General features: G+C 64.1%; 22 protein-coding genes. 4 read left to right on the top strand and 18 right to left on the bottom strand.

Features of this window, described 5'->3' with window-relative positions:
* Both IEX64_RS18115 and IEX64_RS18110 read left to right on the top strand, forming a co-directional pair.
* Positions 1-550: IS3 family transposase (locus IEX64_RS18115; RefSeq protein WP_229710552.1), on the top strand; the 550-nt coding region annotated here is incomplete at its 5' end.
* Between the two features lie 560 nt (positions 551-1,110).
* Positions 1,111-1,527: a hypothetical protein gene (locus tag IEX64_RS18110; protein WP_188821837.1), complete on the top strand. Its 417-nt coding sequence runs from the start codon at positions 1,111-1,113 to the stop codon at positions 1,525-1,527.
* A gap of 9 nt (positions 1,528-1,536) precedes the next feature.
* On the opposite strand, the gene IEX64_RS18105 is transcribed toward IEX64_RS18110, so the two are convergent.
* The 9 genes from IEX64_RS18105 to IEX64_RS18065 form a co-directional block, all read right to left on the bottom strand.
* The gene (locus IEX64_RS18105; protein ID WP_188821836.1) at positions 1,537-5,289 is read right to left on the bottom strand and encodes a conjugal transfer protein TraG N-terminal domain-containing protein; all 3,753 of its coding nucleotides are present in this window, start codon (positions 5,287-5,289) and stop codon (positions 1,537-1,539) included.
* 8 nt (positions 5,290-5,297) lie between these two features.
* Entirely contained in the window at positions 5,298-6,719 is a 1,422-nt protein-coding gene (locus tag IEX64_RS18100; protein ID WP_188821835.1) for a conjugal transfer protein TraH, read from the bottom strand.
* A 60-nt stretch (positions 6,720-6,779) separates the two neighbouring features.
* On the bottom strand, positions 6,780-7,370 hold the full coding sequence (locus IEX64_RS18095; protein ID WP_188821834.1) for a hypothetical protein: 591 nt from the start codon (positions 7,368-7,370) through the stop codon (positions 6,780-6,782).
* On the bottom strand, positions 7,367-8,284 hold the full coding sequence (locus tag IEX64_RS18090) for a conjugal transfer protein TraF (protein WP_373290167.1): 918 nt from the start codon (positions 8,282-8,284) through the stop codon (positions 7,367-7,369). The genes IEX64_RS18095 and IEX64_RS18090 overlap by 4 nt, the downstream gene beginning before the upstream one ends.
* On the bottom strand, positions 8,281-8,889 hold the full coding sequence (locus tag IEX64_RS18085) for a S26 family signal peptidase (RefSeq protein WP_188821833.1): 609 nt from the start codon (positions 8,887-8,889) through the stop codon (positions 8,281-8,283). The genes IEX64_RS18090 and IEX64_RS18085 overlap by 4 nt, the downstream gene beginning before the upstream one ends.
* Complete coding sequence (locus IEX64_RS18080; RefSeq protein WP_188821832.1) at positions 8,861-9,592, bottom strand: type-F conjugative transfer system pilin assembly protein TrbC; 732 nt, start codon at positions 9,590-9,592, stop codon at positions 8,861-8,863. Before IEX64_RS18080 ends, IEX64_RS18085 begins: the two co-directional genes overlap by 29 nt.
* A 262-nt stretch (positions 9,593-9,854) precedes the next feature.
* Positions 9,855-10,931: a conjugal transfer protein TraN gene (gene traN, locus IEX64_RS18075; protein WP_373290165.1), complete on the bottom strand. Its 1,077-nt coding sequence runs from the start codon at positions 10,929-10,931 to the stop codon at positions 9,855-9,857.
* Positions 10,928-12,856: a hypothetical protein gene (locus IEX64_RS18070; RefSeq protein WP_188821831.1), complete on the bottom strand. Its 1,929-nt coding sequence runs from the start codon at positions 12,854-12,856 to the stop codon at positions 10,928-10,930. Before IEX64_RS18070 ends, traN begins: the two co-directional genes overlap by 4 nt.
* Before the next feature lie 283 nt (positions 12,857-13,139).
* Complete coding sequence (locus IEX64_RS18065) at positions 13,140-14,168, bottom strand: TraU family protein (RefSeq protein WP_188821830.1); 1,029 nt, start codon at positions 14,166-14,168, stop codon at positions 13,140-13,142.
* A 33-nt stretch (positions 14,169-14,201) separates the two neighbouring features.
* Here IEX64_RS18065 and IEX64_RS18060 point away from each other — a divergent pair, with 33 nt between their 5' ends.
* Together IEX64_RS18060 and IEX64_RS18055 are read left to right on the top strand one after the other, a co-directional pair.
* Complete coding sequence (locus IEX64_RS18060; protein ID WP_188821828.1) at positions 14,202-14,510, top strand: type II toxin-antitoxin system TacA family antitoxin; 309 nt, start codon at positions 14,202-14,204, stop codon at positions 14,508-14,510.
* Complete coding sequence (locus IEX64_RS18055) at positions 14,507-15,076, top strand: N-acetyltransferase (RefSeq protein WP_188821826.1); 570 nt, start codon at positions 14,507-14,509, stop codon at positions 15,074-15,076. Before IEX64_RS18060 ends, IEX64_RS18055 begins: the two co-directional genes overlap by 4 nt.
* Before the next feature lie 44 nt (positions 15,077-15,120).
* Here IEX64_RS18055 and IEX64_RS18050 read toward each other — a convergent pair whose 3' ends face one another.
* The 9 genes from IEX64_RS18050 to IEX64_RS18010 form a co-directional block, all read right to left on the bottom strand.
* Positions 15,121-15,777, bottom strand: coding sequence for a conjugal transfer protein TraW (locus tag IEX64_RS18050; RefSeq protein WP_229710551.1), 657 nt, complete (start codon positions 15,775-15,777; stop codon positions 15,121-15,123).
* The gene (locus IEX64_RS18045) at positions 15,777-16,106 is read right to left on the bottom strand and encodes a hypothetical protein (RefSeq protein WP_308422614.1); all 330 of its coding nucleotides are present in this window, start codon (positions 16,104-16,106) and stop codon (positions 15,777-15,779) included. Before IEX64_RS18045 ends, IEX64_RS18050 begins: the two co-directional genes overlap by 1 nt.
* Positions 16,103-18,655, bottom strand: a complete 2,553-nt coding sequence (locus IEX64_RS18040; RefSeq protein ID WP_188821825.1) for a TraC family protein — start codon at positions 18,653-18,655, stop codon at positions 16,103-16,105. Before IEX64_RS18040 ends, IEX64_RS18045 begins: the two co-directional genes overlap by 4 nt.
* Complete coding sequence (locus IEX64_RS18035) at positions 18,652-19,284, bottom strand: TraV family lipoprotein (RefSeq protein ID WP_188821823.1); 633 nt, start codon at positions 19,282-19,284, stop codon at positions 18,652-18,654. The genes IEX64_RS18040 and IEX64_RS18035 overlap by 4 nt, the downstream gene beginning before the upstream one ends.
* A gap of 50 nt (positions 19,285-19,334) precedes the next feature.
* Positions 19,335-20,645: a TraB/VirB10 family protein gene (locus IEX64_RS18030; protein WP_229710550.1), complete on the bottom strand. Its 1,311-nt coding sequence runs from the start codon at positions 20,643-20,645 to the stop codon at positions 19,335-19,337.
* Complete coding sequence (locus IEX64_RS18025) at positions 20,642-21,427, bottom strand: type-F conjugative transfer system secretin TraK (RefSeq protein ID WP_188821821.1); 786 nt, start codon at positions 21,425-21,427, stop codon at positions 20,642-20,644. The genes IEX64_RS18030 and IEX64_RS18025 overlap by 4 nt, the downstream gene beginning before the upstream one ends.
* Positions 21,411-22,067 (bottom strand): TraE/TraK family type IV conjugative transfer system protein, encoded by a 657-nt coding sequence (locus IEX64_RS18020; RefSeq protein WP_188821819.1) that lies wholly within the window; start codon positions 22,065-22,067, stop codon positions 21,411-21,413. Before IEX64_RS18020 ends, IEX64_RS18025 begins: the two co-directional genes overlap by 17 nt.
* 8 nt (positions 22,068-22,075) lie before the next feature.
* Complete coding sequence (locus IEX64_RS18015) at positions 22,076-22,342, bottom strand: type IV conjugative transfer system protein TraL (protein WP_054945813.1); 267 nt, start codon at positions 22,340-22,342, stop codon at positions 22,076-22,078.
* Positions 22,343-22,479: 137 nt separating this feature from the next.
* Entirely contained in the window at positions 22,480-22,806 is a 327-nt protein-coding gene (locus IEX64_RS18010; RefSeq protein WP_188821817.1) for a hypothetical protein, read from the bottom strand.
* Between the last annotated feature and the right edge of the window lie 37 nt (positions 22,807-22,843).

The following is a 22,843-nucleotide window of genomic DNA, read 5'->3' as shown; positions in this document are numbered from 1 at the left end:
CGTATGCGCTGAAAGGTGCACGTACGGTTCGGGGAGGGGAAGCGCTCATGCGCTTCCTACTCCACTGCACACTTGGGCCGGGTTCGTCTACGTGGCCTTTGTGATCGACGCCTATGCTCGCCGGATTGTGGGCTGGAAGGTCAGCACTTCGGCCACCGCCAGCTTTGTTCTGGATGCTCTGGAGCAGGCAATCCATGCCCGCAGGCCGGAGCCGGAAGATGGCCTGATCCACCACAGCGACAGGGGCGTTCAATACCTGGCCATGAACTACACCCAGCGCCTGGCCGAGGCCAACCTCGTGCCATCGGTCGGCAGCGTCGGCGACAGCTATGACAATGCCTTGGCCGAGACGATCAATGGCCTTTATAAGACTGAGGTCATCTGGCGGCAGCGGTCATGGCCAAGCGCGTCTGCGGTTGAAATGGCAACCCTGCGCTGGGTGGATTGGTACAACAATCACCGCCTTTTCGGCCCGATCGGCTACATCCCTCCCGCCGAGGCCGAGGCAAACTACTATGCAGCCATAGAGACCCTCGATATGGTTGCGTGACCCAATTGAAAACGCCTCCGGGAAAGCCGGGGCGGTTCATGGTGAAGCCGTACTTTCACGACCATACCGTGGCTTTGGGGTTACCATCCGTATTGCAAAATGGCCTCTGGCATCAGACATTGCATGCCCCTTGCCTTGATTAGAGCAAGGTTATTGAACACCTTGAAAAGCGCTGGCAGTTTTTTGGACGGTCAGCGTGAGCACCGCAAAAACCGGTAGCGTTTGCGCGATGACGGTTATTCATTGATCGGGAGCGACGATGGAGTGCCGTGATGGACCCGAAGTCCCTGTTCAGTTTGAGCGACCATCTTGAAGCGCTGAGCAAGGAGGGTGATCCGCTCGTGAGCGAATTGCTGCGTTAGGGCCAAGCGTAGCCGTCATACAAACTTCAATCGCCAAGTTCGCTACTCCCCATCGCGCGAAGGAGGGGAGGGGGCAAGTTACCATCTTGCGGCATCGAAGGAACGGCTGTGTGGCAAGAATTGCACCTCAATCCAATCGGTTTTCGGTTTTGAACGATCAACCTCGATGGTAGCTTCGCGTTCGGAAAGGATCCCGCTGTGGAAGTCGAAAACGATCCGAGCAACACCACGGAAAATCAAGCGACTAATGGCACTTCCAAGCCAGAAGCGTCTGCTTGGCTGTGGCGACCATGGCAGGCCAAACTGTGGTGGGCAGGCATTGCCGCCTACTGGGCGGGCAAGTGCGCGTCGTTTTATGTACCGTCGCTCGAAGGCTTCTACACCAGCGCGCTCGCCGGTTATCTGAACATTCTGTTCTTTCCGATTACGGCACTGCTCATTCTCGGGATCGACTTCGCGCAGGCACGGTTTGCCGCGAGCGACTGGGAATTCGTTGAACCGACGCAGGAAGAGATGTTCCCACGACGATCAGTTGGGGGCTTGCGTGATCCCTACAGCGATCCGCTCGATCCGCGGTCAGGCGCACTCTATTGGCGGCATCGCGAAAACGGATGATGATGGCCGCTAGTCGTCCTTTCGTTCTTTGAAGCTCGGGTCCCCGTCAAACGGCCCATTCTGCAAATCGTTTGAAAAACGCCCCGTGCGCAAAATTGAAGATTGTTCGATCGAGGTCAGCGGGCCGGTAACATCTGCGGTCCCCCGGCCTGCATCTGCTTGCTCAAGATAGCGATTGCGTAGCCCGCGTTCCCCGAGAATTTGACGGCTCAGTTCCTTCGAAAAGGTCTCGGCGGGGCTGTTTGAACGGGACGCGGCGCGTTCAGCACCTGCAATAGCTTCGCGAACGTCGAAGTTCACAATATCAATGTTGGCATTTGTAGTTTCTGACGTTGTGCCACGATCGGCACTTTCGAAGCCAAGGGATCCAGATGCACTGCCGCCGACAGATCTGTGGGAGGACGGTTTGTTTCTTGTCCTAGCGGTTGTCTGACCGCCCTTTAACACCGATGCAGCTACTGAACCGCCCACTGTGGTGCCCATCGAATTGCTGTCTTCTGCTCGGCGCGCAATACTTCTGGTCCACCCTGTCTGAGCCATGATGGCCTGAACATCGCGCTGCAGCGTATCGGCCACCTGCGGTTTCAAGCGCCAGTTACCATGCCGATCCATTTCGAAGCCGCCGCGCAGCCAGTTCGCCATCGCCTCGTGGCCTTCCTTCCCGCCGCCCAGGAAATGCTCGATCGTGTCCGGCCCAGCCTGTTTGCCAGCCTCGAAGCGCGTGCTGGTATCGCTGCGCGCCGACTGACTGAAACCCGCGCTACTGGAAACCAGAACATCGTCGTGCGCAAACGAAAAGCGTGCGGTACCGCCATTGGCAATCGCGCCAAGCTGGCTCTCGTTGATCAGTCCGCCGCGCCACAGGGCCGCAGCTGTCCGCGAGGTGAGATTGAGACTGAAGTCCCCGTTCTGGTCCATCGCGATCTGGCGCCGGGTGAGCTTGATGCCATGGTCGGCCAGCAGCTTTTGCATACGGGTCAGCCGTTCGTTGTCGACAATACGGGTGAGGCGTTCGTTACGCGCCCGGTCCGCGACACCATCAGCGCCGCCTTCGGCCATGTCGACCTGATTGCCCGAGGTCTGTCGCAGCGCCTGGATGAAGCTGTCGAGCCGGGCTGCTTGCCGTACCGAGGTTCCAGCTGCAGCTGCGCCCTCGGCGTAGCCAAAATTTTCCGCCTGCCGCCGCTGCTCGCCAATGCGTGCTGCGCTGCGGGTTCCATCAGTTCCCACCTCCCGCTGGGCATCAAGCTTGCCGGACCGCTCTGCAAAGTCGTAACCTGCTCCTTCGCGGGTGCGTCCGTAAACGCTGGTCCCCTCCCGCGCCGCCTCGGCGCTCGCCCCATCCGCCGTGCCGACCGATACAGCAGCGTTGTAGGTTTCGAGCGCGCGTAGAACCTGAGCCTCATTACGGCCCGTAGCGCGGGAGAGCTGGGTCAAGGCGGAGGAGCGCGCCTCGCCCGAGAGGGCATTGATGAAGGCGATGCGGCGGCTGGTTTCATCGAGAGGAAGGCCCAGCATGGAGGCGGCGGTGCGCTGGCCTTCGCTGTTCCCCGTTCTCCAGGCCTGCTCGGCCGCGACATTGCTGCGCTCCACTTCAGCCACGCGAGCCCCGGCGTAATCGCGCCGGCCTTGCATGGCGCCAACCTGGACCTGCGCGCCGGTCAGGTCATTCTGCAGCATTTGCTCCTGATCGTAGGCATTGGCGATGAGCTTGGCGAAGGTGGGATCGGCCCCGGCCTCGCCAATGACGCCCGACGCTTTCAGTTCCGCGTCGGCCTTCGAATAGCCACCGCGCTCAAAATGCCGCGCCGCGCCCTGGAACATCATCGAATAGGCCCGCTCGTCACCAAAGGCTTTCCACTGCACCATGTTCTGCGCGAAGGCGGCAAAGGCCTTCTCGCCGGACTGGCCCGGGCCAAAATATCCGGTGCCAAGGCTGCGCAGGGCATCCTTCTCGGCAAAATTGTGGATCGCGGCCGTAGTCGCATTGGCCCGCACCGCGCGCGCGACCGCCGGATCGGCAGGACTGCGGCCGGAGAGGGCAGGGGCGATACCGCCCAATTCGCGGGCTGCATCGATCGCGCCCATCCCGAAGGCAGGGACACCGGGCATCCCACTATTTGCTTCGCCCAGAACTGCATCCGCAGCGCCGAACGACCGGTTCGCTCCGAACGTGGAGCGCTCACCAAAATCGCCAAAGCTGGAAGTGGCGCTGCGCCTTGCCATCGTCCCGCTGGCCGAGCCTTGCGCCTCGAGCGCCGAGGCATAGCCTTCTCGTGTCGCCATCGGGGCGGCTGCCGCGGAACCCAGACCCTGTGTCTGGAGCGCGCCGCCGGTGAAGCTCGAAAACACGTTCCCCGAAAAGCGGAACACCGTGAAGACGAAGGCGCCAGCCAATCCCGCCGCCGCCATGCGGAAGGTGCCGAAGATGGCCAGCGCCTTCATGGCGGCGGAGGGCGCGAGCATCCAGGCGTTGGCGGCCACCGCGTTGCTGCGCATCTGCGCGAGGACTTCCATCGCCCGCCCGAGGGTCAGTTGGTAGATGCCGGCATCGATCACGCCCCATAGCGCCACGAAGACGAAGAGCCCGATGGCAAAGCTCGCGACCCGCAAATTGATAGGGGTGAGGACGAAGAGCAGGGCGATTGGCACCATGAAGAGCATGATGGCAAAGACGGTCGCCCTGATCGTCGGCATCCACTCATTGGCGACCGACATGGTGGCAAGGCCATTCGAGACAATCGCCCGGTTCGCCATGATCCGGGCTGCTGCCGCCGGACTGTCCTCGAAGAGGACGTCACCCACCGCGGTGCCAAGCAGGACATCGCTCATGAAGGTTTGCAGCGAGAGCGGCGTTCCCAGCATCATTTGCCCCATGTCGCCGAGCCGCGAGCGGCAACGCGCGAGCTGGGCGGCATCGGAGACATCGTATCCGGTGCGCTCGCAAACCTGCCGGATATAGCCTTCGAACAGCGTCGGATCGGACAGTCGCGTGTGGATATGGTCCCAGGCCTCGGTGCATGAGACCGTGGTTCCGCCCTTGTCGGCCGCGGTATAGACCGTGCTGAACGTCGACGGGCCTGCCATGGCGGCGAAGGCCGCCGGGAGATCGGCAGTCGTCCGGAACAGCTGGTCATCATCGACAGGGTACGAGGCGGAGACCCGGGCAACGGGATAGCATTGGCGCAGGTAATCCTTGATCGTCGCATCGAGGAAGCTGTCGGTCATCGGACCATTGGGCGAAACGGCGTTGAGGAAGAGGTCAAAGCTGTGCCCGCCCGCGCCGAACTCGAGCTTGGCATTCGGATCGAGTGTATTGTCGTCGATGGTCTCGGCAAGCGAGCGCTCCATCAGGTTGGTGACGCCGGCCACCAGGACGAGCAGATTCGGCACATCGCCCACTGGTTGATAGGCATTGCGGACTTTGTCGTAGACATGGACCGTGCCCGTTGTGGCGATGAGCCCCACGAAAAGGCCGACGCCGACGAGGATCTGGAAACCGAAAGCGACAAGGCCCATGCCTTGCCCGCGTACGCTGGCGATCACGGCGCCGAGCGCAATGCCGACCACTGCGATGATCACGACCAGCGTTTCGTAGCGCGGGTCCGCAAAGATCATCGAGACAAGCCGGAAGGCATCCACCGTCTCGGCAAACCCGTCATAGGTGTAGAAACTCGTATCGACGGCCATGGCAGGCGTCGCGATCAGGCTGAGAGCCAGGGCGGTGAGGAAACCCAGGGCGGCGCGGATGGTGCGGGGCATGACTTCGCTCACCGGCCCGGGGCTGCGGCGGCGCCGGCCGCATCGCGCGCGTCGCGGTCACGCTGGCGGACGAGGCCAGCGTAATTGGCCGAGAGGTTGGCGGCATCGAGCGCTGCCATGTAGCTTTGGCGCATCTGCGCGCGCTGGCGCAGGACCTCCTCGCGCAATCCGCGAAGCTGTTCGATGCCCTTGGTGAGAATGCGGGTCTGGCACAGATTGGTATTGGCGGCATCGGCCACGCCTGCCGCATTGGCGCCGCGCTCGGCGTTGGACACGGCAAAGTCGATGCTGCGGGTGAGGTCATTGAGCATCTGGTAGGCGAGGGTGAGGGCAACCAGTTCGTCGGTATCGGCAATCACGGAGTCCGGCACGCCCTGGCGCACACCCCATTCGAGCATGCGGTAGACGGGCAGGGTACGGATATTGGCGACGAACTGGCGTTCGTCGGCCGTAAGCGCACTGCGGGACCTGATCTTGCCGGCGATCGCTTCCATGCGCTCGCGCGCCAGTTCGAGAGCACCCTTGCCGGTTCCTGCCGAGCAGTCGGCGGCCGTGGCCGGAATGTTGAGCGCGCGGCGCTGGACCTTGCCGGTGAGGAAATCCTCGACGCTTTCCGTGTCCTGGTGCGGGCAGGCCGGGATCGCCGAGAAGAGCGGCACCTTGTCCGCCGCGTCCCAGCGCATGTAAACGTCGCCGACCCGGGCGCGCATGACGCTGGCCCAGTCACCCGCGCCTACACGCGTTGCGGCATGGGACAGCAGCGATCCGGTGCGGAAGATCTCAGTGACTTCGGCCGGACAGTTGGCCAGCGCGTCCTTCAGGTCCTCGGTCGGGTTGTTGGCGTTGGCCTCGATCTTCTCGCGGCTCTGCTGGTAGCTCTTGGCAAAGCCTTCCTTCACTGACTTGTAGCCGGTCATCTCCTCGATGATGCCCGACATGTTGTCATCGCCCCTAGCGATCTGGACCATGCGGCTCGCAAGCCGGCAATCGTTCACCTGGATCGAGTTGAGGAAGTTGGTCGCCGCTTCCATCTTGGAGATGATGTTGCCCATCTTTTCATCGAGGGTCTCGAGCAGGTACTGGAAGGCGACGGCGGGCGCGGCCTGAAGGATGCTTTCCAGTTTCTGGACGAGGTAGTCCGGGTCGAGGAAGGACATGCCGCCCAGGAACATGTCGATACCGCCGCATCCCGCCTTGATCTTGGGCAGCGTCAGGCTGGTCAGGTAGTCGCTATGAACATCGACCCGGCCCGACATGCCACCGGCGGTCACATAGCCGCGGGTCTGGTCCTCGAAGCTGCCGGGACTGGTGTAGGTGACATTGTTGAACCATGATTCGGCCCAGCTCTGGGCATGGGCTGGTGAGCTTACGGCGCAGGAGGCGAGCAACGCGGCTGCGGCAATGTTCAGGCGGGCGAGGGGCTGGGCCATGGCGGGGCTCTTTCTGTTCGTGCCAATGGAGTAAGGGACCGGCCCGCCATGAACGGTCCCTCAGCGATGGTTGCGGGTCGCCGGGCTTGCGCCCACGATCCCGGTAAACCTGGAAAGCGCGCGTACGCCGACCTGAGCGCGCACGCCGGTCAGCATGCGCGCGGCAAGCCAGACGTTGCGGGCAAGGTTGGGCGCATGATCGGTGCCGATCGCGATGGGTACCATGCGGGAAGGATCGTCGATCGGCCGGACCCAGGCGACGGGATGGCCGACCCAGGGCAGACCAAGCCGGCCCGAGCGTAGCAGCGCGTCCTCGCGCGATAGCGTGCGCACCTGCCAGCCATAGTGCCGGCGCAGCGTGCCCAGTTTGCTCCAGAGATCGGCGCACGGCAGGCATCCTGGCGCGGTGCTCATCTCGATCACGAAGGCCGGCGCATAAGCGTGCAGCGATCCGGCAAAGTCGGGAGGAAAGTCTCGGGTGACCGGCACACGTGCAAGCCAGGCTTGCATTTGCGAGGGGTCGGCAACCGGATGGATTGCCGCGGCCCTTGCATCCTCGCGCGTCGCAGGCCTGGCCCGGCTGGAAGGGCCAGGCGCGGCCAGGCAGGAGGCAGCCATGACCGGGAGCAGGAGGCGTGCTGCTCGTTTCATTCACCAGCCCCCCCAGCGGCAGGCACATCGCTCATTTCCAGGTCCCGGGACAGCGCACGCGGATCGCTTGCGGCAATCGGGCCGGCGGAAAGGGCATCGAAGAAACCGCCTTCCTCGCCCGCGCCCGTCATGAACTGCTCGGGGCGGATGTCGCCGGTCAGGAGCTTCACGGCCTGGTAGGCCATCTGGGCGAGGTTGGGATAAGCCTCGATACCGGCGGCAATGACCATCCTTTGCGAACTGTTCCTGCGAATGATCATCGTGGTCGGGGTGACCTCGACCCCGAAGCGTGCACCCAGGTCCGGGCGGCGGTCGAGGTCCATCAGCGTGACCTGCCAGCCCATATCGTCCTGGAAACGCTGGACGATGGGCCACTGCACACGGCAGTAGCCGCAGGTGGTGCGCGAGAACATGACGAGCGCGAATTCATTGGCGCGCGCGCGCAAATAGCGCTGCCGGACCTGATCCTTGTGGGCGGTCAGCTCGGCCCTCGCATCGCCCACCATCGGGTTGGCGGACTTGGAATTCAGCGCCGGGTTCTGCAGCATGGCGATCTGGGTGAGCCCGGCAAAGGCGCGGGCCTTGCGCCGGGCAAAGTCCTCGAGGCGCCAGAAATCGGCAACGGCCTCGACGGTGAGCACGGTCGCGGCATAGTCGCGCTGGTCCTCGATCAGCTTGCGGATGCGGGGCGGTGTCCAGCTCGCAAGTTCGGCCATGGGCGGAATGACAGGCCTGGCCAGCGGATCGCCTTCATCCGGCTTTTGCTGTTCGGGTTTGGGAGGCGGCGCATACCACCAGTAGCCCTGCTTGACCTCGAGGGGCCCGGCACCTTGCTGCGCGAGTGCGGGAGGCGGCAGGGTCAGCGCCAAGGCTGTTGCCAGTAGCGGCGGGAATGGCCGAGCGCGCGTGTTCACAGCACTTTCCTCATGCGGGTGAGGCGGCTGATTGCGACAGGTCCATAATAGCGGCTGTCGAAGCCGTCGGGATGGGGCGAGCCGACATAGATCATGCCTTCGGGAATGTGTGGTTCCGCCGGAATCCAGTGCTTGAGCGTCTGGCCATTGCGGCCGGCCGGCTTGGAAATGCCCAGGAGCTCGCCGTTGCAGTAGTACCAGCCATCCCGGGTGCCTGCTTGCAGGGAAGGCTGCATCGAGGGGCGTTCGACCATGGTGATCCTCTCGCCGGGCAGGCACAGCGCTTCCTTGGTCACGCTGACAGGTTCGGGCCCTGCGAGCGGATGCGAGAGGGTGAACATGACGAAGTCTCCCTTGCGGATATGACCGGGATCGGCGCGCACCGCGATGGCGGGGATCGAGGGGCTCATGACCCAGGTGACCTGCGGGATGGCCCAGCAGGCGAGGAGCCCTATCGGAAGGACGATCGCGTAGGCTTTCCAGAGCCGGGCGGGGCGCACCGGCTCGCCCAGCCCTGCGCTTCCCAGCGCCACGGCAGCGCGCAGCGGCAGCTCGCGCAACGCGGGCCAGGCGGACCTAGCGGTTTTCCAGGCGAGCTTCAGCATCGCGCACCTCCATTTTACCGCCGAGGCGGGCGTATTCGCCAAGCAGTCCGGAAAGCGCTGCATCGCCATAGACCAGATGCGGGCTTACCGGCGCGTCGTCGTCCCTTTCGCAATAGGGCTGGGCCGGATCGCCCGGGATCATGGCGAGGGCGGGCACGCGCGTGACGCCGTGCTGGCGAAACACCAGCGGATCGACGATGATCTGGACGCCCCGCATCGCGCAGGCCGGCCCTTCACAGCCCGGATCGAGGCGCAGGATTTCGGCGGAAAGCTTCGCCATCGGCCCGACACGCGTCAGCCCGCCCGGCATTCCGCGAAACGCCATGACCCCGCCCGCTTTCTCGAGCTGGCCTGCGTAAGTGCGCAGCACATCAATCGGCATGGACGACGAGACGAACAGCACCGGCACCCAGCTTCCGGTCGTCGGGACTCGCACGGCATCCGCGAGGGCAACGGCATCGGGCGCGTCCAGCCCCAACGCCTGTGCCATGCGCCGCGCCATTGCCTCGCGCTCTCTCGCCACACCCTCGCGCGCTGCCTCGAGTCCCTGACGCGCCCGCGCTTCCAGTTCCGGCGAAGGTGTCCGCGCCCGCAGACCATCGAAGGCCCGGCGTCGCTCTTCGTCAGGCAGGTCCGGGAGCGCGGTTGGTCCCGATGCGGTATCCGCCTTCCGCCGGCTCACGGCCTCCTTCAGGCGGTCCATGGCCGCATCGCCCTGCTGTGCGACCGGACTGTCCTTTTGCGGATCTGCATTTGATGGAGCTTCCGCGGATAGAGCAGGAATAGCCGGTACAAAAAGCGACAGGACTAACAACGCAAGGGTGCGCCCATTTCGGATTTGGCTCAGACCGGAGCGAGAATGGGTGTGTTCGAGAACCGGCGCGCAGCGTACTTCCAGTACGTGAGCACCGGAAGCGCAGAACGCGCCCGTTCGCAGCCCGGTATCAGTCAAATACGTAATGGGCTCAGGGCTGGAAGTAGGCATCGATCCTTGCCTCCATATCGATCTTGATCTCGCTCTGGGTGCGGACCTCGATGTCCGAGTAGTATTCGGAGAGGTCCATCTTTGAAAAATCGAGGGCCTGGAACTCTTCCGGCGTGAAGCCGCGGCAGTAGGGATTTTTGGGTGTTCCCCAGCCAATCTCGTTGAAGGCGATGAGCTGCGGGCGCCCCTGTTCCTGGATGATGCGGCCAAGCCGGGTGTTGAAGCAGCAGTGTCCTTTGGCCTTCTGGACACAGACGCCCAGGATCTTCGAGGAACAGTAGGTGCCGACTTCGTGGCACATGTCCGAGCCGCGCAGCATCCCGGTCTCCATGTCTTCCTGGTCGCACCCGGCGAGCAGGACCTCGATCATGAAATTGACGGCAAGGCTGATCGCGATCGAGGTTGGATCTATCCCGACGATAAGCGCGTTCGCCCCGGCACTGGCCGCTTCGCTGGCCGTAGCCCCGGCCTGAAATGCGGTATAGGCGGCTTTCATTCCGGTGAAGACGCCCTTGGCGACGGCGATCTTGGTGCCGATAGAGGCGACGGACGAGCCCATGCCGTCCTTGACGATCTTGCCCTTGTCCTTGCAGCAGTTCTGGAAGGTGTCGGAAAGACCCGGTGGGCGGCAGCGCATGGCGCGCCCGGAAAAGATCTCGATTTGCGCGAGGCAATTGCCGTCCGCATCGACTTGCCCATCGGCAGGCACGCCGGGATCGTTCATGGCCGGTTCCTCGACAATCGGCGTGGTACCGATATCGAGGCAACTGTGCGGCGAGCAGGAGGGGGTGCCACCTGCGGCAGGTATCTCGCAGGGCAACTGGCCTCCGAGCGGGCAGGTGTAGGCCCCGGCCGCGTCCGACACGCATTGCACCGCTTCGATCGGGCAAAGCCAGCTCCCGTTGGCGGTCGCAAGGCAGCTGGCGGTCTCCCCGGGATCGGCGGCATCGCCGTTGCTATTGAGATCCGCGGCGCAAAGCGCATCTGCATGGGCAGGTGTTGCGAACGCGAAGCTCGCGCTTGCCATGAGGGCAAGGAGGAGAGGGGAGCTTCTCATTGCCCGGTGCTCGTGCAGACCATGTCCTGGCCTGCGAGCCGCACGGTCTGCATCATGACCACCGCCTCGGGAAAATCGTCGAGGCAGCCGCAGGCGCTTTCAATCTCTTCACCGGGGTCCGTGGGGCAGACATTGGCACTGTCGCACACGTGGTAGAAGGTGTCGAACCCTGCAGGATCGTTCTGTTTGGTGCCGACGACGCCGTCAGGCGCGGCATCGGTATTGGCCCGGGGAGCGCGCGTCTTGCAGATCATTTCGCAGGCTGGCACCGAACCCCGGTCCGGCAGACTGAAGGGCTGCGTTGATGTCGTGACGGTGCCATCGGCCGCGGTCTGGCGATCGGCCAGCAGGGTCTCGGTCGAATGGTCGATGATATAGGCGCCGCGGCCGAGATCGGGCTCGGGCAGCGCGGCGCTGTCAACGATGCAGCGGTATTGCCGATCGCGCGTAAAGAAGTCGCGGGCGAACTGGAACGTACAGGCGCCGGTTCCGAAGAGTCGTGTCTGGGGCAGGGGACGAAGGCCGGTGCCTACGCCGTTCACGACCGTGTCCACCCCATCGACGCTCTCGCTGTAGAGGCGGCAATTGCCGTCAGCGGCGTTAGCGGCGCAAAGGTCGATCAACCTCTCGCTGACTTCGCATCCTGTCTGAGCCTCGACTTCGACATCGATGTAGCCCCAACGCCCGCCGCCGCCCGCGCGAACCCGCGCGGCAACGCTGGTCTCGCCCTCCTTCAGTTGCGGCGTGATGTCGATGCTTGTCCGGTTGTACCAGGCGCTGCCGCTGATCCGGCAGTCGCCTGAAGGCAGACCTTCGGTAAGCCAGGGGCGCTTGCCCGCCGAGCCCACGATTACGCCATTGACGCGGCCCTGGACCCAGTCTTCGGCGCCCATTTCGACGATCCGGGCAGAGGTCAGCCGTTCGGGCTCATGGACGTCGAATGTCGCGGTATAGAAGGGAGGATTGGCTCCGCAGGCGCCGTCGCCGCCCATCCGGTAGCGGCGGCAGTTCGTGCCGCAACTCGTCACCGACTGGACCGCGCCGGAAACGCCGAGAATATCATCGAAATCCCAGGACCGGATAGTGATGTCCCGGCTGATCGAGCAGGAGCGTGTCACTTCGGCCTTGCCGGATCCGGCCGCCGAGCCTTGCAGAGCCTGGAAAACGGAGTTCGTGGAGCTGAGGGCAAAGGCATCGCCGCCGATGGCCGTGGGATTGTCCCGGTAGGCCGTCTCCTCGGTGGTATCGCCACCCGTGCAGCTGGTCATCAGCGCCCCGACATAATCGATGACGGGGCCGTTGATCCGCGCCTCGGCCACCCCAATCGCCGGGAAGGCGGTGGTGAGCGCGCCCACCATGCCACCGCCCAGGTCCTTGAGTACGGTCGCCAGATTGCTGAAAACGAGATTGCTGCCGCAGCTGTTGTTGACGCAGTAGCATCCGGCAAGTTCGGGCATCTGGACCTCGGTGAGCTTCAGGTCATTTGCGGCATCCACGTCCCAGCGGAACGCGCGGCAATTTGCCCAGGTGCCGGGATCGCAGGAGAGCACGCCATTGGCGCAGATGCCCGAGACTGGAACGGGCAAGTTCGACGACGTATCGAAGGCGCCGTCCAAGTCCTTGTCGCGCGAAACCTGGACGAGACCGATGTCTCCGGTTGCCGCAGGCTGGATCAGGACTTCGAGCAGTTTCGCGCTTTTCTGACAGGCAATCGTGGGCGTGAACGTCTTGCTTCCATCGATCGTCGTCACGGCCCCTCCGCTCATGGCAGGCGTCACGTAAGTTTCGAGCAGCACATCGCTGCTCCCGGTCTTAGCGCGCGATGCGCTGGCCTCGGTTCTGGCGCGCTCCTCGACGCTCTGTGCCTGAAGGGTGGCGGGAAGCAGCAGGATCGTGCCGGCAGCGAGGCGGGGCCAGGTTCTCATTGGCCGTGCCCGCTGGAGACGAACCCGCTGCTGCCCGAATTGTGACAAGCAAGGTTGGCCGGCACGGCCGCGGCGCAGCCCGGGACGGTTGAGAGGAGGAACGTCCCGGAAATCCGCCTGCGGCCGTGCCGGCCGGGGGTGGAGCGGCCCTGCCGGGGGGCAGGCAAGGCCGCTCCTGTTCCGCGCGCGTTCCGGCAGCCTTCGTGGCTGTGGCGGGCAGACCATTGCGGGGACGGGTCGCACGCGGAATGAGGTTTGAGGATGGTGCCTGCCGGGCGAGCGTTCATGGCGTGCTCACTCCGGCGCAGCAGATGACTTTCTCGAAGAGCATGAACTGGGCGTTGTCCTGCCCCGGGGCATGCTTGGCCGATGACCACAGCGCGCCCGGCCGGCCGACATTGACGCAACTACCGCCCTTGACCGGCTCCATGAGCTGGTACTTGTAGCGGCTCTTGGTCCAGATGGGCTGGGGGATGAACGAGCAGCCGTCGGCCGAGGAAATGGTAAGCGCGCCAAGGCGCCCCATCATGAAGGTGCCGCGCGCGGCCAGGCCGGCCCAGGCCTCGACACTGTCATCGAAATGGATGTCGCCCGCGACCGGGTAGGTCGCGCCCCACGAACCCATGCACCAGAACAGCGGATCGATGACCTTGCCTGCGGCCGCCGCGGCGCTGTCGGCCATGCAGGCAAGCCCGGCCGCGGGATTTCCGAAAAGGATGCCTTCGGGCTGGATGATCGCGCCAAGCGTTCCCGATTGCCAGGTCGGCAGGACCTCGGTGATCATCGCGACATCGAAGCCGTCGTCATTGAGACAGGGCAGGTCGGTGAACATGTCGAGCATCTTCCAGACCGGCGAGATGTAGTAGTGCATCTGCGCGAACATCTTGCGCGTGTTCGTCCCATCCGAGATGGAACTCTGGCTTCCCTGGAGGCGGCCATGGGTGGGCATGAGATCGGCGCCCAGCGCCATCATGCAGCCCGGCTCGGTCACGACATCGATCATGCGGTTCGGTGACCAGAAGCTGACCTTGACCCCGAACCAGAAGGTCGCGCCCTTGCGGCAGGCGCAGAGCGGCTTCGAGGAAGACTGGGCATCGAGCTCGCGCGAGAGCTTGTCGGTGCTGCCTACACGCACGCCGCCGATCGTGATCGGGAAGATGCAGTTCCAGCGCACCTTGGTGATCGGGTTGAACACGGTGCCTGCCGGGCAGGATGATGCCTGTGCGGGAGTAGGGGACAGAATCTGCAAGCCGAGGCCTGCAATCAGGCTCAATCGGGCAGTTCTTGAATTGTACACCCATTTGGCGTACATAGAGGTCAAGTTAGGACGTGAAGGATTTTGGCCATGATGGTGTTCGAGGACAAGACCGCGGAAATTGCCGAGCGCAGCAGCGAGCGCATGCATTTTCGCACGAAGCCGCATGTGAAGCGCGCGATCCAGCGCGCCGCAGCCCTGTCCGGGGTCGACGATTCCGTATTCACCATGAATGCGGCTTACAAGGCTGCGATCGAGACGATCTCGACCCACGAGCGCACCATGCTGCAGCCTGCGGACTATGAAGCCTTCTTCGCGGCGCTGGACAATCCTGCTCCGCCGGCACCGGCCCTGCAAAAGATCGCCAGGCGCTACCATGAGCGATACTCCGGGCAGTGACGGCGGCCGGGCAGGGCGCAGGCAGCGGGGAGACGGGCGGGGCCAGCTTCGAGACCTTCGATCCTGAAAGGCATGACCGAACGGCCCTTTCGACGGGCGTGGTCCAGGTCGACAATTTCTTCCGTAAGACGGCGAACAAGCTCGCCAGGGCGGACAATGTCCGTGTGACCGTGCTCGTATCGCCGAAGCGGGAACTGATCGGCTTTCATGCCATCAACGTGCATGCCATCGACTATCGCGAACTGCCATCGCGCTTCGCCCGTTCCCGGCCGGCGCATGGCAACATTCCCGCGGCCTTCATATCGATGATCGGCGTCGATCAGCGCTATCAGCGGCAGGGCTATGGCGGCGATCTGCTTTTCGACTGCATGGTGCGCATTGTCAGGGCCGCCGATGTCGTTGGTATCGCAATCATCGTGCTGGACGTGCTCGATTGCGGAGATTCCGAGCAGGTCCAGCGGCGCAAGTCTCTTTATCAGGGCTATGGCTTCATGCCCCTCGCGTCCGATCCGCTCCGGCTGTTCCTGCCGGTCGCCAGTGCCCGTGAACTGGTCAACCCGGTCTGAGAAGCGGTCCTCCCGGTCTGGATGCCGCACCATTGCGTCACAGATCATGACGGCCTCTTGCGATCGAGCCGAATTTCGGTGAGTTCGAGCCTTTTGCCTTGCTGGCGCACGACGACCGGTGCGACGGTGAGACCAAGGCGTTGCTTCACGCGCTCTTCAAGAATGAAGATCGGTCGGCCCCATTGCTCCGAGAGCGTAATCGCATCCTCGTCATGCGCATCGCCCGCCGCCAGCAGGATGAAATCGGTCATTCCCGCCGTCCTGAGCGCCCAGTCGAGATCGCGGGCTCGGACGATGACGAGCCGCTGGGGGAGCGTCACATAGTCGAGCGGGTTGAAAGTAAAGCCCTTGGGGTAGAGCACCTCGCCGCCTGGCAGGCGGATCTCGGTATCGAGCGTGTAGAAGGGAACCACATTTCGCGTCCGGCTGATGGTGGCGGGCGCCAGCGCTGCGGCCTTCATCGCCGACCATTTGGAGCGCGGGCCGAATTGCCCGCGCATATCGGCAGGGAGCCTGGCGGTGCGTGCCTCGATCTCTGTCAGGGCATCGGGCTCGGCGATGGGCCAGGTCCGCCCGATCGTCGATGTCGCGGCATCGGCCGCCCCTCCGAGAAGGGCGGATGCCAGCACCAGCGTGGCGACGGTTACGGCCTGGAAAATGGCCACCGCGCGGGCGTGATTCTGTCGGGGCGGATGCATCATCACCGGCGCCTCCGGCCGCGCACGTGATCGAGGATATTGCAGGTAACGCCTGACAGCACGATCAGGAGCATGCCGCTGGCAAGGCAGGCGATCCCGACAAGGAATGCGCCGCGCATCACCAGCGCCGTGGGCTGGCCGAGGGTGAGGCCCGCCGCGAGCACCAGGGCCGCCATCATCAGGCTTTCGACGAAGATCAGCCGAAAGCGCCAGCGAATGGCTTCGGTCTCGGCGCGGATGGCAACGCGGGCCTCGATGATCCGCTCGATCTCGGCATCCTTGCTCCAGTCGAGGCTCATCTGATCGGGATGGGCGCGGCGCGGGCGCATCATGCGGTCTCCTCGTCCTCGGCGGTGAGGAGGAGCGGCGGGCGGGTGCCCAGAATCTCGGCCGGATCGACACCGGCGAGTTCGCAGACCGCCTCAAGCGGCGACCGGCCGCGCCGGATCAGCGCCTCGAATGCGGCGACTTCGGTCGGGGCCGAGGTGTTGATCCAGTAGCTGAAGGGATCGACGACGAGTCGCGCGATACCCAGACCCAGCGGGGAGTCGATAAAGACTTCGGAATAGTTTGGCTTATTGTTGCGGACCGACTTCAGGAGGTCGAGCACGAAGGGCGAATAGTCGAGGATCTTGTTCTCCACCGCCTTCTCGTAGGTCGAACCCTGGAGCAGGAAGCGGGTTGCCGCGTTTTCAAGGATGACCTGGCCGGTACCGCCAAAGAGCAGCAGGTCGTTCATCGACTGCATGACGATGCCGAAACTGCCCTGGTACTTGCGTGCGCGGCGGTAACCTTGCCCGAAGGCTTCGGCGAGGCGCGAGAGGTCCTGGCCGTCGCTGCGGGTCATGAACTGCGCGGCCTCGTCGCACAGCACGAAGCGCGGCCGGTCGCGGCCCGAGAGGTAGAGTTCCTGGGTGACCGCGTTCACCACCACCATGACGACGACGTTGAAGAGGTCGGGCATGTTCTTGAGGCGTTCGAGCTCGAGCACCACGAACTCGTCGCTCGAGATGTCGAAGGTCGATGGACCGTTGAAGTAGTGTCCATAGGCGCCGTCCGACCCGAAATCCCTCAGGTTGAAGGCCAGCTCGCGCGCGACCGGGAGGAGATGCTCTACCTTGTCGAGATCGGTTCGGGTCTGGGCGGGATAACTTCCCAGCCATTCTCGCACCGCATCGATGCCGCGTTCGGCGCGGCCAGTATCAATGGTCCACTGGACGGCGGATTTCAGGAGATTCCATTCCGAGGTGGAAACGCCTGTGCGGGTCGCGGCGTTGGCCATTTCGGCAACGATGGCAACGGCCATGGCGATCGCCGACTGCTTGTCTTCGCCGTCGATGGCGAGCCCCAGGTCGAAGGGATTGAGGACGAGGCGCTCTTCGCCAAGATCGATGTAGCGACCCGAGCACAGGGTGCACAGCTTACGGTAGGAGCCGCCGATATCGATGATCCGGATGAGGGCGCCACTTGCGTAATACTGCTGGCACAGGTTGTTGAGGAGGAAGCTCTTGCCCGCGCCGGATTCGGCGGAGACGATGAAGTTGTAGTTGTTGATGCGTGGATCGAAGAGATCGAGTGTGATGAGCTGGCCCTTGCGGCCGGTATAGAGGAGGGCCGGCCGGCCGCCCCCGCGAAAGTCGGTCTGGATCGGGCTCATCAGCACAGCGGCTTTCACCGGCATGCGAAAATCCCGCTCGAGCATACGCAGCGTCTTGCCGTCCGGGTAGAGCCCGAAGGGCAGGCTCATCGGCAGCAGGATCGGATTGAGGTAGCTTTCTTCCTGCATCATGAAGGGGAGCGGCTCGGCTTCCCACAGACGCCGGGCACGCGCGGCCATTTCGCGGGCTTGCCCACGGGTTTCACCGAAGACCCAGACCGAGGGGATGACGCGAACGAAGCGGCTGCTGCCGGCCTCGTCGAGCACCCAGCTGATTTCCTCGATCTGCTTGCCGACTTCGACCGCGAAGGAGCCGGCGGCCTTCTGGGCCGAGAGGATCTGCGCGCGCTTGTGGATCTCGAAGGCGCTGTGATCGAATAGGACATTGAGCGTGTAGAGAAACGGCCCACCGATCTGATCGCTGTCCTCGGCGGACCCACGGATGCCGCCGGTCAGCCTGCTCGCGCGTTCCGCCGTGATGCGGCGCGCGGGCGCCTTGGGCGTCAGGCACCGCGCGACCTGGCCGCCGAGGAAGACTTCAGGGCCTTCGAAGAGCAGGTCGGGGCCCGCATCGATGATCTGCTTGCGCAAGGGCCGCGGGATGCTGCCATCGCTGGTGCCATTGACGAAATTACCCGGTGCCGAGGTAAACACCCCATTGAAGACGCGGCGGTAGAAGGCCATCAGGGCTTCGGGCGGCATCGGCGCGATCCCGAGGCGCGAGAGTTGCTCCTCGATCTGGCGCCGGGGATCCCGGCCCAGCGGCTTCCTGGTCTTGACCGCCAGGAAGGTGCGGAAGTCTCGGACCGGTATGCCGTGCAGCGCACCAAGCCCATGACGTCCTTCGCGCAGGTAATCGTAAGTGCGCCGTGCGGAGGCCTGGATCAGCGGATCGTCGCGGGTTTTGAGGTCAAGGAAGGCATCGAGCGCGCTATCGACCAGCGGATCAGCAAAGCTGATGATCTGCAGCACCGTGCCGGGCTCGAAGTGGATGTTGAGAAGGCCCAGCAGCGCCGAATGTACATGCGCGAACATGTAGGCGCTGGGCGTCAGTTCCCAGGCATAGCCCCAGCCATCATCGATGGTGAGGAACGCGCCTTCCTTCTCGGCCCAGGCGACGAGCGGCAGGTGATCGGAATAGGAATCGCGCGAGACCTGCCGGCGCAGCGCCGCGAAGCTGAGATCTCCAATCCTGTCTCCGCTATTGTTGACGCGCGCGCTCACCGGCCCGTCTCCGAGGCCGGAGCTGCAACTTCGCTGCCGCCGGTCGAGATGGCATCGACAGACTTTTCACGGATTTGCCCGAGCACTGGCAGCTGCGTGGCGGGTGATATCGGTTTCACCAGATAGCTGCCCACCACCCAGGTCGGGCGATCGAGGATCGAATAGACGTAGCGCGGCATGAACAGCCGGTCGGGCCGCTGGCGGTCGGCATAAGGCAGGATCAGTGTGCGCACCGTCTCGCCAGATTTGAGCATCGGCGTCACCGGCGCCTCGATCAGGCCCTGCAGTTCGCGGTAGACGCTGTCGCGGTAGCCCGCAAAGGCGCCCGCAGCGGAGCGTGCACTGCCGCGCAGCTTGCCGACAGCCTTGTCGCTATCGCGCAGCAGCTTTCTGTCGTTGGTGACGGCGGGATCCGAACGTGCCGCGCGGCCCGCGACCGCATCTTCGTAGGCCTGCTCGGGATGGATGCACTGGCCGTGATCGGGGTTCTTACAGGAGAACTTTTCCGGGTAGGGCGACATGACCGAACCCAATGAAGCACAGCCTGAGACCGAAATCGCGAGGGCTACCAGCACGGGCGCAATCAGGCACGAGCAGCGCGGCGTGGAACGATCGGGGAGCAGGGGCATGGGTGCTTCTCCGGATGATGGGGGCGGGCATGACGAGGGAAGCGGCGGCATCAGAACTGCGCCCCCGCGCCGGGCTTGATCTCGAGGGCAACGCCCTCCTGGATGACGACGACCACGTCCTTGGCGGCGCCAACCTCGACGATCGGGCCGGCCTGGCGGGCAAGGTCGAGATAGAAGTCGGTGAGCTTGTCCGAGGACTTGGAGAGCCCGCCCGCGATGCCGGTCTTTGCGGCATCGGCGGCGTCGAGCGAGCGGACGGTGCCGAGCGCCGAGGTCGAGGTCTCGCCGAACGTATTCTCGACGCTCTGGCTGATCCCGCTGATGGTGCCGGCAATGAAGCTGCGAGCAAGGGCGGCCCCGGCGCGCGTTACCACCCGGCCCGACAGGCCCTTCTTGCCGTCGGCATCGACGAAGAAGCCCTTGACCGGTTGATCGACCACGGAATGTTCATCGAAGTCGACGCACGAGAGGCTGACGAGCTGGACCTCGACGCGCTCCTTCGCGAGGCTGCCGGTCGCATTGCCGATCACGAAGCACCCGGAGAGGTTGGCCTTGACGTCATTGGGCAGCACGGCGGGTGCCTGGACCCGGGCGATGATCGGCTCGGGGTTCGAAGTCGCATCGCGGCTTGCGAGGGCATCAACGCCCGTCAGGAGCCGCGCCTTCATGAAACCAGGCGGCAAATAGATCGTCCGATTCTTTTTTTTCGAGTCCGCAGCCGATCCCTCGGCGCCCTTGGGGATCACCGGGCTCGTCGCCGAACCGATCGCGCCAACCACTTTTTCGACCGGCGGAGCGGGCGGGGCTGCCGCGGGAATTGACGGAGGCAGCGGCGGCGTGGCGGTGATATTATCGGGAATCCCTTCTGGCGGCGGCGGAAAGGCCGGAGCTTCGCCGTCCAGTGCCGGAGGAAGATCGCCGGTATCGCCGGCTGCACCATCAAGGCCTGGCGTTTTGGTCTGGCCCGGCGCCTTGCCTTCCTCGATCGCGGCGAGCCGGTCGCCCAGCAGCTTCTGGTCATCGAGCACCTTCTTGAAATCGCCGCGCAGTTTCTCCTCGAGACTGTCGCCGCGCAGACCCGCGCCCATGTTCAGGGTCGATGCAGCGGGCTTGGACGCTTCCGGTTCGTTGCTCGCACTGCTGGCGGAGTACAGCGCATAGCCTAGCAGCCCCACGGCGCCCGCCAGCGCGGCCTGCTTGGCACGCAGGCGTGTTTGCGAGCCCAGCGTGTTCCACCGCGTGCGCAGGACATCGACAAGCGATGGCGCCAAAGACGGTGGTGATGGGGAGGGCTCAGGTACATCGCCGAGCTTCCTGTTCGAACGGGACATCGCGCCCGGGTGACGGATGCCGTTGGTCACTGCGCCTCTCCCCTGCGGATGACGATGAGACGCGCGGTCTCACCCGCCTTGAGGGCAAGCCGGTCGAGTGTGACCGCGAAGATCTGGGAACCGAGGCTTCGGTCGAGGAAGCTGCGCTCATCGAGCGTTACGTTCGCCTGGGGGCTCACCAGGTATTCCGAAGCCGACAACCCTGCGCCTTCGACCGCGACATGCCGGCGCTCGGTCAGCGCGATGCCTGGAAGGCCAGTCAGCGTCAGCGTGCCCGAGGCGGGTGCCACTTCTGCAAAGCTGGCGGGCAGCCGGTCCTGCAGCATGGCAAGAGTAATCGAGACCGCACGTTCTTCCTCGACCAGGGGGCCCAGGAGATCGGCATTGGCCTTCGCGCGCTGGATGCGCCCCGGCGCCAGCGTCACGGTTTGCGCGGGAATGTCCGAGGGTTCGGCATAGAGCGTATAGATCGCGCCATTGCACGAGACGAAGAATTCCGAAGGGGTGGTCACATAGCTGCGCATGAGAGTGCCGGTGTCGTCCACTTCCTTGACCAGGAACTTGATCCAGGCGTCCGATCCGGCTTTTTCAACCGCGATCGCCTTTTCGGCGGAAAAGCGCACGTCCTCGATCTCGCCGCCCTCGCAGACCACGTGATTGATGTCGCGGTTGGAGAGGCGAATGGTGCTTGTCTGGCCTGGCAGCACCATGATCGCTTGCGCCAGCGCAGGGGCGGGAGGTGCGATCAGGATGGCGGCGAGCAGTGCTGTGCCGCCGGTGCGCTTCACTGTGCGCCTAGTGGGTTTCAGCATCGAACTTTTCCTCGGAAAGGCGGGTGAGCCAGAAGCGGCCGTTGTCGATCGCGTAACCGATCCGGAAATTGCCGCGGAACTTGCGGATGACACCGCCGATGATGCGCACCTTCTCGACCGGCACGACGATCTCGGTCTTGTCCCAGGTCACGGGCTGGTCGGCGCGGATGTATGTCGCGATCGAGAGCGTCGGATTGCTGGCAAGCTCGTCGAGAATGGCATTGAGGCTGTCGCGAAGGCCGTTGTAGGCACTGGGATGCGCGAGGCTCAGCAGTTCCTGAAATTGCCTGTCGGCGCTGTAGGCCGAATAGGTCCCGGCAAGACTGACCACATTGCGGGTCATGGTGCGCAGGTATCCGGTCGAGGGCGTATTGCCGGTGACGTAGAGATCGCCGCCCGCACCGAAGGGCACGATCACCGTGCGCTGGTTCTGGTTGGTCGTGTAGAGCAGCATGCCCAGCACCGCCGTTACCCCCAGCGTTCCGCAAATCGCGAACTTGAGGAGCCGGTTTTCCTCGAAGAGGTTGGCCGAGCCTTGCAGGTAGCGATGGATGCCGAAACTTGCGGGCTTGCCTGCGAGTGGGTCGGGCCGCGAGCCCACATCCTTGTCGCCACGAATGCCATTGCGAAACAGCGCCATTGTCGGTCTCACTCGAAGAAGCGGGTCTGGGTGGGGCCCGGGTAGTGGGCAAAGCGCACGAGGCCCCAGCGCCAGGCGAGGTGGGAGAGGAAGCCGCGCGGGCGGGCCCTCTTCCAGGGGATGAAAAGGAGAAGGGCGCCGATGAGCGTCCATCCGACGATCCCGCCGACGATGGCGGCAACGAAGATCGTCGACATGACCAGAATGAACTCGTCCGAGCCGAACCATAGGATCTGGACCGGGCCGTGCAGATACTGGGGCAGACGTTCGTCCAATGCCCTTCTCCTCCTGCTTCATGACACCTGTCGCCAGGCGCCATTTTCCAAAGGCCGACCATCGGCCTTCAGTCTGGGGCGCGGTGCGCGGGTCCCGCGAGCCAAGGGGAAAACCCGAAAGGTCCGCGCACCGCATGTCAGATCACCATTCCGAAGGTCTGGAGGATGGTGTCCGACTTGATCAGGCACACCGCGGCAACGATGGTCGGGATGCCGACCATGACGTTGGAAAAGAGCCGCGAGACGCCGAAGAGGAAGGCCGCGACTCCGCCGACAAAGCCGAGCGGGCCCTTGACGCCCTTGTTCACGACGATGTCGTAGATGTCGTAGCCAAGATCGCCCGCCGCCGGCGCCGTGAAGGCGTGGGCGCCGGTGCTGAAGAGCACCATGAGGGCGAGGGGCACGCCAAGATTGGCGAGCATGGTGGGGATAGGGAAAGTACTTTGCCTGAGCTTTGAAATCATCGCTTGCGCTCCGTTCGATGGGAGCCGCCGGGACTTG

Source organism: Novosphingobium indicum (assembly GCF_014645195.1).
In the GTDB taxonomy this organism is placed as follows: Bacteria; Pseudomonadota; Alphaproteobacteria; order Sphingomonadales; family Sphingomonadaceae; genus Novosphingobium; species Novosphingobium indicum.
This window is presented reverse-complemented; position numbering and strand designations above follow the sequence as displayed.

What these genes read in the sequence shown, in the direction of transcription:
- IEX64_RS18070 (WP_188821831.1), bottom strand. Translation starts at nt 12,856, where the DNA reads ATGAGAACCTGGCCCCGCCTCGCTGCCGGCACGATCCTGCTGCTTCCC.
- IEX64_RS18085 (WP_188821833.1), bottom strand. Translation starts at nt 8,889, where the DNA reads ATGCTGAAGCTCGCCTGGAAAACCGCTAGGTCCGCCTGGCCCGCGTTG.
- IEX64_RS18060 (WP_188821828.1), top strand. Translation starts at nt 14,202, where the DNA reads ATGATGGTGTTCGAGGACAAGACCGCGGAAATTGCCGAGCGCAGCAGC.
- IEX64_RS18100 (WP_188821835.1), bottom strand. Translation starts at nt 6,719, where the DNA reads ATGGCCCAGCCCCTCGCCCGCCTGAACATTGCCGCAGCCGCGTTGCTC.
- IEX64_RS18080 (WP_188821832.1), bottom strand. Translation starts at nt 9,592, where the DNA reads ATGGACCGCCTGAAGGAGGCCGTGAGCCGGCGGAAGGCGGATACCGCA.
- IEX64_RS18045 (WP_308422614.1), bottom strand. Translation starts at nt 16,106, where the DNA reads ATGATGCGCCCGCGCCGCGCCCATCCCGATCAGATGAGCCTCGACTGG.
- IEX64_RS18010 (WP_188821817.1), bottom strand. Translation starts at nt 22,806, where the DNA reads ATGATTTCAAAGCTCAGGCAAAGTACTTTCCCTATCCCCACCATGCTC.
- IEX64_RS18065 (WP_188821830.1), bottom strand. Translation starts at nt 14,168, where the DNA reads ATGTACGCCAAATGGGTGTACAATTCAAGAACTGCCCGATTGAGCCTG.
- IEX64_RS18035 (WP_188821823.1), bottom strand. Translation starts at nt 19,284, where the DNA reads ATGCCCCTGCTCCCCGATCGTTCCACGCCGCGCTGCTCGTGCCTGATT.
- traN (WP_373290165.1), bottom strand. Translation starts at nt 10,931, where the DNA reads ATGAGAAGCTCCCCTCTCCTCCTTGCCCTCATGGCAAGCGCGAGCTTC.
- IEX64_RS18095 (WP_188821834.1), bottom strand. Translation starts at nt 7,370, where the DNA reads ATGAAACGAGCAGCACGCCTCCTGCTCCCGGTCATGGCTGCCTCCTGC.
- IEX64_RS18020 (WP_188821819.1), bottom strand. Translation starts at nt 22,067, where the DNA reads ATGGCGCTGTTTCGCAATGGCATTCGTGGCGACAAGGATGTGGGCTCG.
- IEX64_RS18050 (WP_229710551.1), bottom strand. Translation starts at nt 15,777, where the DNA reads ATGATGCATCCGCCCCGACAGAATCACGCCCGCGCGGTGGCCATTTTC.
- IEX64_RS18105 (WP_188821836.1), bottom strand. Translation starts at nt 5,289, where the DNA reads ATGCCCCGCACCATCCGCGCCGCCCTGGGTTTCCTCACCGCCCTGGCT.
- IEX64_RS18025 (WP_188821821.1), bottom strand. Translation starts at nt 21,427, where the DNA reads ATGCTGAAACCCACTAGGCGCACAGTGAAGCGCACCGGCGGCACAGCA.